Below are 7,123 nucleotides of genomic sequence, written 5' to 3'. Positions count from 1 at the left end.
CCTTCACCCCGACGAACTCGCCCAGTTCGTGGGTGCGCGAGAAGAACGGCCCGGGCTTGGTCAGGGTCGCGAGAGCCAGCATCTCGGGCGCGTCGGCGTCGGCAAGGGCGACGATCTCGAAGTCGACGGGCTTGAGCGGGATGACCACCTTCGCCGCCATCTGCCAGCAGAGGGCGCTGGAGACCACCGCCGTCCTGGGGATCGGCGGCGGCGGGGAAAGCTCGACCAGGCCGCTATTTCCATGTTCGCGCACCAGCACGCCCAGGGCCGCCAGGCTTTCCGGCGTCTCCTCGGCCACGGCGGCGAACAGGCCAAAGCGCGGGTCCATCCGCAGCGCGCCGCCGCGCGCGATCGCCAGATGCGCCTGCCGGCCGGTCAGGCTGGACCAGACGGGGCGGTCGAGGGGATGGCTCATGGGCAATAGGCCGCGATCAGGGCCTTCACGGCGCCGACGCTGGCCTTGGCCGGCTTGTCGTCGCCGTCGAACATCTGGCTGGAGGTGAAGACGCCCTCGATCAGCAGCAGGAAGGCGTCGCCCAGGGCGGCGGGATCGCGCGCGCCCATCTCCTCGGCCTTGGCCCGCAGGCGTCGGCGCAGGTCTTCCTTGTGGGTCTGCGAGACCATACGGCCGGCGTGCTGGCGGTCGGGATATTCCACCGCAGCGTTGCTCAGCGCGCAGCCGCGATAGTCGTCGCCGACCGAGCGCGCCGCCAGCCCCTCGAAATAGGCAACCATCTGGGCCTTGGGATCGCCGGCAAACGCATCCTCGGCCGATTTGAACCGGTCCCAGAAACCCTCTTCCACCTCGCGCAGCACGGCGGCGACCAGGTCGTCCTTGGACTTGAAGCTGCGATAGAGGCTGGGCTTGGTCACGCCCGCCTTGCTGACGATCTCGTCCACGCCCACGGCGCGGATGCCCTCGCGATAGAACAGGTCGCGGGCCGTCTCGAAGATCTTCTCGGCCGCGCGCGCCGCCGGCGCGTAGGGCTGCAGATGGAGGGGCTGGTCGGCGTCGGTTTTCGTCATCGGGAACAAGGCCTCTTGACGATGTTACTAACCGGTACGTACAACGCCATCAAGACCCGTACCGATCGGTTACATTTTCCGCTTGGAGCATCTCATGGCCGCGATCCGCCGCCCCTTCGGCCGCAACTACGCCTTCGTAGTGGCGGGCGTCACCTTCCTGGCCCTGCTGGCCGCGGCCGGCCTGCGGGCCGCGCCGGGCGTGCTGATCCTGCCGCTGGAAAAGAGCTTCGGCTGGGATCGCGGCTCGATCTCGCTGGCCGCGGCCATCGGCATCTTCCTCTATGGCCTGACGGGCCCGTTCGCCGCCGCCCTGATGCAGTCGTTCGGCGTGCGCAAGACCGTCAGCCTGGCCCTCGTGCTGATGGCCGTCTCCACCGGGCTCTCGGCCTTCATGACCCAGAGCTGGCACTACGTCGCCACCTGGGGCGTGCTGGCGGGCTTCGGCAGCGGGGCTGTGGCCATGGTGCTGGGCGCGACCATCGTCAATCGCTGGTTCGTCGAGCGTCGCGGCCTGATGCTGGGCCTGCTGACCGCCGCCACGGCCACCGGCTCGCTGATCTTCCTGCCGGCCATGGCCTTCATCGCCGAGCACGGCGGCTGGCGCCCCGTCGTGCTGACCGTGGCCGCCGTCGCCGCGATCATGGCCCCGATCGCCTGGCTGCTGATCCCCGAACGCCCAGCCGACATCGGCCACAAGCCGTTCGGCGCGGGCGAGGACTGGGTGGAGCCGCCGCGCGGCTCGGCCTCCAACGCCCTGGCCGGCGCCTTCGGGGCTCTGGCGCGGGCCAGCAAGACCCGCACCTTCTGGCTCCTGTTCCTGGGCTTCTTCATCTGCGGCCTGACCACCAACGGCCTGATCGGCGTGCACATGATCGCCTTCTGCGGCGACCGGGGCATGCCCGAGGTCCGCGCCGCCGGCCTGCTGGCGCTGATGGGCCTGTTCGATCTCTTCGGCACGACGGCGTCGGGCTGGCTGACCGACCGCTACGACCCCCGCAAGCTATTGTTCGTCTACTACGCCCTGCGCGGCCTCTCGCTGATCTACCTGCCCTATTCGGACTTCTCGATCGTCAGCCTGTCGGTGTTCGCGGTGTTCTACGGCCTGGACTGGATCGCCACCGTGCCGCCGACCGCCCGCCTGGCCACCCAGGCTTTCGGCGACCGCGACGGCCCGATCGTGTTCGGCTGGATCGCCGCCGGCCACCAGTTGGGCGCGGCCACGGCGGCCGTCGGCGCGGGCCTGATCCGCGCGGCCCAGGGCCAGTATGTCCAGGCCTTCGTCATCGCCGGCGTCGCCGGCCTGATCGCGGCCGGCGCCTCGCTGCTGATCCGGCGCGAGGTCAAGGCGATGGCGGCCTAGGCGCTCCAGGGATCGAGCACGGGGCCGCCCCAGGCCTCGAAATCCCGGACGTTGCGGGTAACGAGGGTCAGGCCGTGGACTTCGGCTGTGGCGGCCAGGAAGGCGTCGATCGACGGCATGGTCCGCCTGGCGTTTTCGGCGGCGCGGCGGATGCGGGCCTGGGCCATGGCGATCTGGGCATCGACGGGCAGCAGCCGCTCACCCAGATTGGCGATCAAACGGTCCCGCCAAACGCGGATGCGATCGGCCTTTCGGCCGGGCGAAACCCGTTCCATGCCATAGCTGATTTCAGCGATCGTGACCGTGCTGACAAACACCTGGTCCGGGGGACAAGCCCTGATCCAGGCGAGAGCCTTGGGATCTCCCTGATCCTTGAAGGGCTCACAAACCGCGTTGGTGTCGAACAGGAACATCAGAACGCGATGGTTCGCCCGGGATCCTTGTCACGAGCGAAAAGCTCGTCGGCTTCTTCATTGGTCAGAAGTCCGCGAATATCAGGATCGAACAGCGTATCGATCACAGACCCCCTGGACGGCTCAGCCGCGTCCCGAAGGCGATCATATTCTTCTGCCGACAGAACGACGGCCGCGTCCTTGCCGTTACTCGTCAGGTGCTGCGGCCCCTGCGTGCGGGCTCGCTCGACCACTTCTCCGAACTTGGCTTCGGCCTCGGCCAGGCTCCAGGTCCCGTCCGCCATTTCGCCCTCGCGCCATAAAAAATGACCACCCCGACAAGATAGCCAGGGTGGTCATTTTTTCAAAGCGACGGTGTGCTGCAGGCCTATTCGAGGTCTTCGGCCAGGATGGCCATCTCGAACATGTAGGAGCCGTCTTCGTCTTCGTCCTGGAAGAGGACGCCGATGAATTCGCCCTTCACTTCGACCTCGGCGGAGTCTTTCTGCTTCGGACGGGCCTTCACGGCGATGTGCGGGTTGCCGAAGGTGCGCTTCAGGTGGGCTTCGAGCTTGGCGATGGCGGCGGCGTCCACGGGGGGCTCCTGATCTTGTTATTGGGCTTTCGCCCCCGTGGGGCGGAATGGCGGGAAACTAGAGGTCCCGGGCGCAAAGTGTAAGGCCTTTTGCGCGCGAACCGGCTCAGGCCTGTTGAGAAAACGGCGGCGGCGCGGTCGCCCGCCCCTGCTCCACCAGCCAGTCGCGAAAGCGCCGGGCCCCGCGCGAGGCGCCGGTCCTGGGCGTCAGGGCGCACAGCAGCGTCGGTTCGGCCGCCATGCCCAGCGGCGCCACCAGACGTCCGGCCGCCAGGTCCCGCTCGGCGAAGGCGTAGGGCACGACCGCCGCGCCCAGGCCGGCGGCCGCGGCCTCGATCATGTAGAAGTAGTGGTCGAACTCCCGCACCAGCCCCGGCGCCGGCAGGTCGAGACCCGCGGCCCGCGCCCACTGGTCCCAGCTGTGCAGGTAGGTGCGGGTGTGCAGACGCGGCAGGGCCGCCAGGTCCGCCGCCGTCCGGACGCGCGCGGCCAGCTCCGGCGCCACGACCGGCCCGACGAAGGTCGCCAGAAACGGCGTCGCCTCGGCGTCGGACGACGACGGCGCGTCGGGCTCGCGCATGCGGATGGCCAAATCCACGCCGTCGGCGCGAAAGTCGAACGGCCCGTTGGACTCGGCCACCCGCACCGGCGTGTCGGGAAAGCGCGCGACGAAGTCGGGCAGGCGCGGGATCAGCCACTTCATGGCGAAGGTCGGCAGGCACGAGACCACGGTGGGCCGAGGCTCGTCTTCGGGCGGGCGCGGCACGGCCTCGTCGAGGATGTCGAAGGCCCGGGTCAGGCCCTCGGCCAGCTTCAGCCCGGCCTCGGTCATGACCAGCCGGTTGCGCGGTCCCTCGGTCAGGGCGACGCCCAGATGGTCCTCGAGTTGGCGGATCTGGCGGCTGACCGCCCCGTGGGTGACGCACAGCTCGTCGGCGGCCAGGGTCATGCGGCCCCGGCGGCCGAAGGCCTCGAAGGCGCGCAGGGCGTTCAGCGGCGGCAGCGGACGTCGAGCCATGTGACGAAACCTCACAGAACTCGACCGATAAGTCGTTAGCCGCGCGGCCGCAACCGCCGGATAAGCGCAGGCATGGACAGGCAGCGGAAAATCACATCGGCGCAATGGGCGGCGGTCGCGGCGCTGTGGGCGCTGGCGATCTACGGCATGACGGCGAAGCCGGCGCCGAGGCTGGAGACAGCGCGGTTGGTGGCTTGCCGTTGAGCTTCAAGCCAATAGCCGTAAAACCCCCGCGAAAGCGGGGGCCCAGGTGTTTTATCGTCGAGCGTCGCGGGTGGCGAAAAAGCCTGGATCCCCGCTTTCGCGGGGATTTTACGGAAGGAGGAGACCCTCTCTACGGAAGAGGAGCCCTCAGATCACGTAGTCGTACACCACGTCGGCCAGGGTGTGGTCCATGGTCCGGGCCGGCTCTTCGCAGGTGGGGCAGTTGACCAGGCGGGCCGGCACGCCGGCGGCGGTGCAGTGCGGCGGGATGGGCTTCAGCACCACCGAGCCGGAGGCGACCTTGGCGTATTCGCCGACGGTGATGTTGCCCAGCACCTTGGCGCCCGCGCCCAGCAGCACGCCCTTGCCGATCTTGGGATGGCGGTCGCCGCGCTCGGCGCCGGTGCCGCCCAGGGTCACGCCGTGCAGCATCGAGACGTCGTCGCCGACCACCGCGGTCTCGCCGATGACGATGCCGGTGCCGTGGTCGATGAACACGCCCGCCCCGACGCGCGAGGCCGGGTGGATGTCGACCTGGAAGACCTCGCTGGCGCGGCTCTGCAGGTAGAAGGCCAGGGTCTCGCGATTGTTTTCCCACAGCCAGTGCGACACGCGGTGGGTCTGCAGGGCCAGGAAGCCCTTGAAGAACAGGAAGGGCTGGACGTAGCCCTTGGTGGCCGGGTCGCGCTCGAACACGGCGCGCAGGTCGGCCTCGGCGGCGGCGACGAGGGCCGGATCGCTCTCGAAGGCCTCGGCGGCGAACTCGCGGGCGGTCATGGCCCGCATCTCCTGGTCGCCGAGCTTGCGGGCCAGCTGGAAGGTCAGGGCGTCGGCCAGGTTGTCGTGGCTGAGGATCACGGCGTTGAGCAGCGAGGCCAGGGCCGGCTCGGCCTTGGCGGCGTGTTCGGCCTGGTTGCGCAGGGCGGCCCACACGGGCGGCGCGGCGCGCTCGGTCACGACTTCCAGATGCTTGGCCACGGGGCTCTCCCTTCCCAGCGGAGACTAGAGCATATTTATTCAAAACGCCCTAGTCGAACGATCGGCGCACTGAACTAGCGCGCCAGGAGCATTTCCGAGGGAAATGCTCCAAACTTCAAAGATTGCCAGCCCTTTCCTTCGGAAGGGGCTGGAGGACGCGCGCCGCCAACTCAGCCGGCAGCTCGCCCACGGACGCCATATGGTGCACCCGGAGCAGTAACGCCACCGTCAACGAGTCCGGCATCTTTCCCGTGACCGCGGCGTGGAGAGCTTCCTGGAACGGCACGCGGGCCACGGCCAGGTCCTCGGTGTCGTCGGGCGCGGTCTCGGTCGGCGACAGGTCCATGGCCAGAAAGCCGTGGGCGAACTCGTCGCTGATCGAGTTGGAAAGCTCCAGCTCCAGGATCAGCCGCCAGTCGGCGGCGACCAGCCCAACCTCCTCGGCCAGTTCGCGCTTGGCCCCGTCCAGCGGGTTCTCGTGCATCGGCGCGCCGCCCTCGGGGATCTCCCAGCTGTAGTTGCCGCGCGGAAAGCGGGCCTGGCCGACCAGGGTCACCGTGCCGTCGGCGTGCAGCGGCACGATGCCGATCGCCTGGTTCTTGAACGACACCTTGCCGTAGAGCGCCGGCCGCCCCGTCGGCGCGACGGTCTGGTACTCCGTCACCTCGATCCAGGGGTTGCCGTAGACGACCTTGGCGCTGGTCACGCCCCAGGGTTTTCCGTGCGGCTTCAGCCAGATTGGATCGTCGGACATGGGCTCTCGACTTGTCTGAACCAGGGCGGGGCCATAGGTGACGTTTCTGTAGCGCGCTTTCAGGAGATCGTCTTGGCCGGTTCCGTTCCCCCCGCCCCCGAATTCGGCGAGCCCATCGCGATCGAGCCCGCACCCGAGGTGCTGGCCTTCCTGGCCCGCCGCCGCTCGGCTTCGGCGATGTCGCTGGTCGCTCCCGGCCCCAGCGAAGAGGAAATCTCCGACCTGCTGCGTCTGGCCGTCCGCGTGCCCGACCACGGCAAGCTTTCGCCCTGGCGGTTCGTGCTGCTGCGTGGGCAGGCCAAGGCCGCCTTCGCCGAGAAGATCGCGCCCCTGGCCGCCGACCAGGCCAATCCGGTCAAGGCCACGGCCGCCATGCGCAAGCTGACCACCCCGCCCCTGGCCGTGGCGGTGATCGCCCGCCCGCTGTCGGACGAGGTGCCGAAATGGGAGCAGGTGATGAGCGCCGGCGCGGTCTGCACCCAGCTGCTGCTGGCCGCCTCGGCGATGGGCTACGGGGCCAACTGGATCACCGACTGGTACAGCTTCGACGAGCGGGCGCTGAAGATCCTCGGCGTCGCCGAGGGCGAACAGGTCGCCGGCTTCCTCTACATCGGCACGAGCGCCGAACAGCCGCAGGAACGCGTTCGGCCCGACGTGGCGGCGATCACCAGCGAGTGGAGCGCGTAACCAGACCCTCCCCCCGAAGGGGGAGGTGGCCCGTAGGGCCGGAGGGGGAAGTCCCCGCCGAATTCAGGCTGTCGCCGACGTGGGAAATCACATCCCCCTCCGTCGGCTT

At 68.9% G+C, this 7,123-nt stretch carries 9 protein-coding genes and 1 pseudogene; 2 read left to right on the top strand and 8 right to left on the bottom strand.

Features of this window, described 5'->3' with window-relative positions; translation table 11 throughout:
• Both DMC18_RS17370 and DMC18_RS17365 read right to left on the bottom strand, forming a co-directional pair.
• Window positions 1-415, bottom strand: a pseudogene (locus tag DMC18_RS17370) (GNAT family N-acetyltransferase); the annotation flags it as partial.
• On the bottom strand, window positions 412-1,026 hold the full coding sequence (locus tag DMC18_RS17365) for a TetR/AcrR family transcriptional regulator (protein WP_110120670.1): 615 nt from the start codon (window positions 1,024-1,026) through the stop codon (window positions 412-414). The pseudogene DMC18_RS17370 and the gene DMC18_RS17365, both read right to left, overlap by 4 nt.
• 94 nt (window positions 1,027-1,120) lie before the next feature.
• On the opposite strand from DMC18_RS17365, the gene DMC18_RS17360 reads away from it, so the two are divergent.
• A complete protein-coding gene (locus DMC18_RS17360) occupies window positions 1,121-2,386 on the top strand; it encodes an MFS transporter (RefSeq protein WP_110133147.1) in 1,266 nt (421 codons plus the stop codon).
• Here DMC18_RS17360 and DMC18_RS17355 read toward each other — a convergent pair.
• The 6 genes from DMC18_RS17355 to DMC18_RS17330 form a co-directional block, all read right to left on the bottom strand.
• On the bottom strand, window positions 2,383-2,799 hold the full coding sequence (locus DMC18_RS17355; protein WP_110120672.1) for a type II toxin-antitoxin system VapC family toxin: 417 nt from the start codon (window positions 2,797-2,799) through the stop codon (window positions 2,383-2,385). The two genes, DMC18_RS17360 and DMC18_RS17355, sit on opposite strands and share 4 nt — an antisense overlap.
• Complete coding sequence (locus DMC18_RS17350; RefSeq protein WP_110120673.1) at window positions 2,799-3,083, bottom strand: type II toxin-antitoxin system Phd/YefM family antitoxin; 285 nt, start codon at window positions 3,081-3,083, stop codon at window positions 2,799-2,801. Before DMC18_RS17350 ends, DMC18_RS17355 begins: the two co-directional genes overlap by 1 nt.
• A gap of 83 nt (window positions 3,084-3,166) precedes the next feature.
• Window positions 3,167-3,373 (bottom strand): DUF3126 family protein, encoded by a 207-nt coding sequence (locus DMC18_RS17345; RefSeq protein ID WP_110120674.1) that lies wholly within the window; start codon window positions 3,371-3,373, stop codon window positions 3,167-3,169.
• Window positions 3,374-3,479: 106 nt separating this feature from the next.
• Window positions 3,480-4,391, bottom strand: a complete 912-nt coding sequence (locus tag DMC18_RS17340) for a LysR substrate-binding domain-containing protein (protein WP_110133146.1) — start codon at window positions 4,389-4,391, stop codon at window positions 3,480-3,482.
• A gap of 351 nt (window positions 4,392-4,742) precedes the next feature.
• Window positions 4,743-5,573 (bottom strand): serine O-acetyltransferase, encoded by an 831-nt coding sequence (cysE, locus tag DMC18_RS17335; protein ID WP_110120676.1) that lies wholly within the window; start codon window positions 5,571-5,573, stop codon window positions 4,743-4,745.
• Between the two features lie 115 nt (window positions 5,574-5,688).
• A complete protein-coding gene (locus tag DMC18_RS17330) occupies window positions 5,689-6,327 on the bottom strand; it encodes an NUDIX hydrolase (RefSeq protein ID WP_110120677.1) in 639 nt (212 codons plus the stop codon).
• Window positions 6,328-6,399: 72 nt separating this feature from the next.
• Here DMC18_RS17330 and DMC18_RS17325 point away from each other — a divergent pair, with 72 nt between their 5' ends.
• Window positions 6,400-7,014, top strand: coding sequence for a nitroreductase (locus DMC18_RS17325; RefSeq protein ID WP_110120678.1), 615 nt, complete (start codon window positions 6,400-6,402; stop codon window positions 7,012-7,014).
• Window positions 7,015-7,123 lie beyond the last annotated feature (109 nt).

It is taken from the genome of Caulobacter sp. D5, from assembly GCF_003185805.1.
In the GTDB taxonomy this organism is placed as follows: Bacteria; Pseudomonadota; Alphaproteobacteria; order Caulobacterales; family Caulobacteraceae; genus Caulobacter.
Note: the sequence above shows the minus strand (reverse complement) of the source record. Positions and strands in the feature narration are given on the sequence as shown.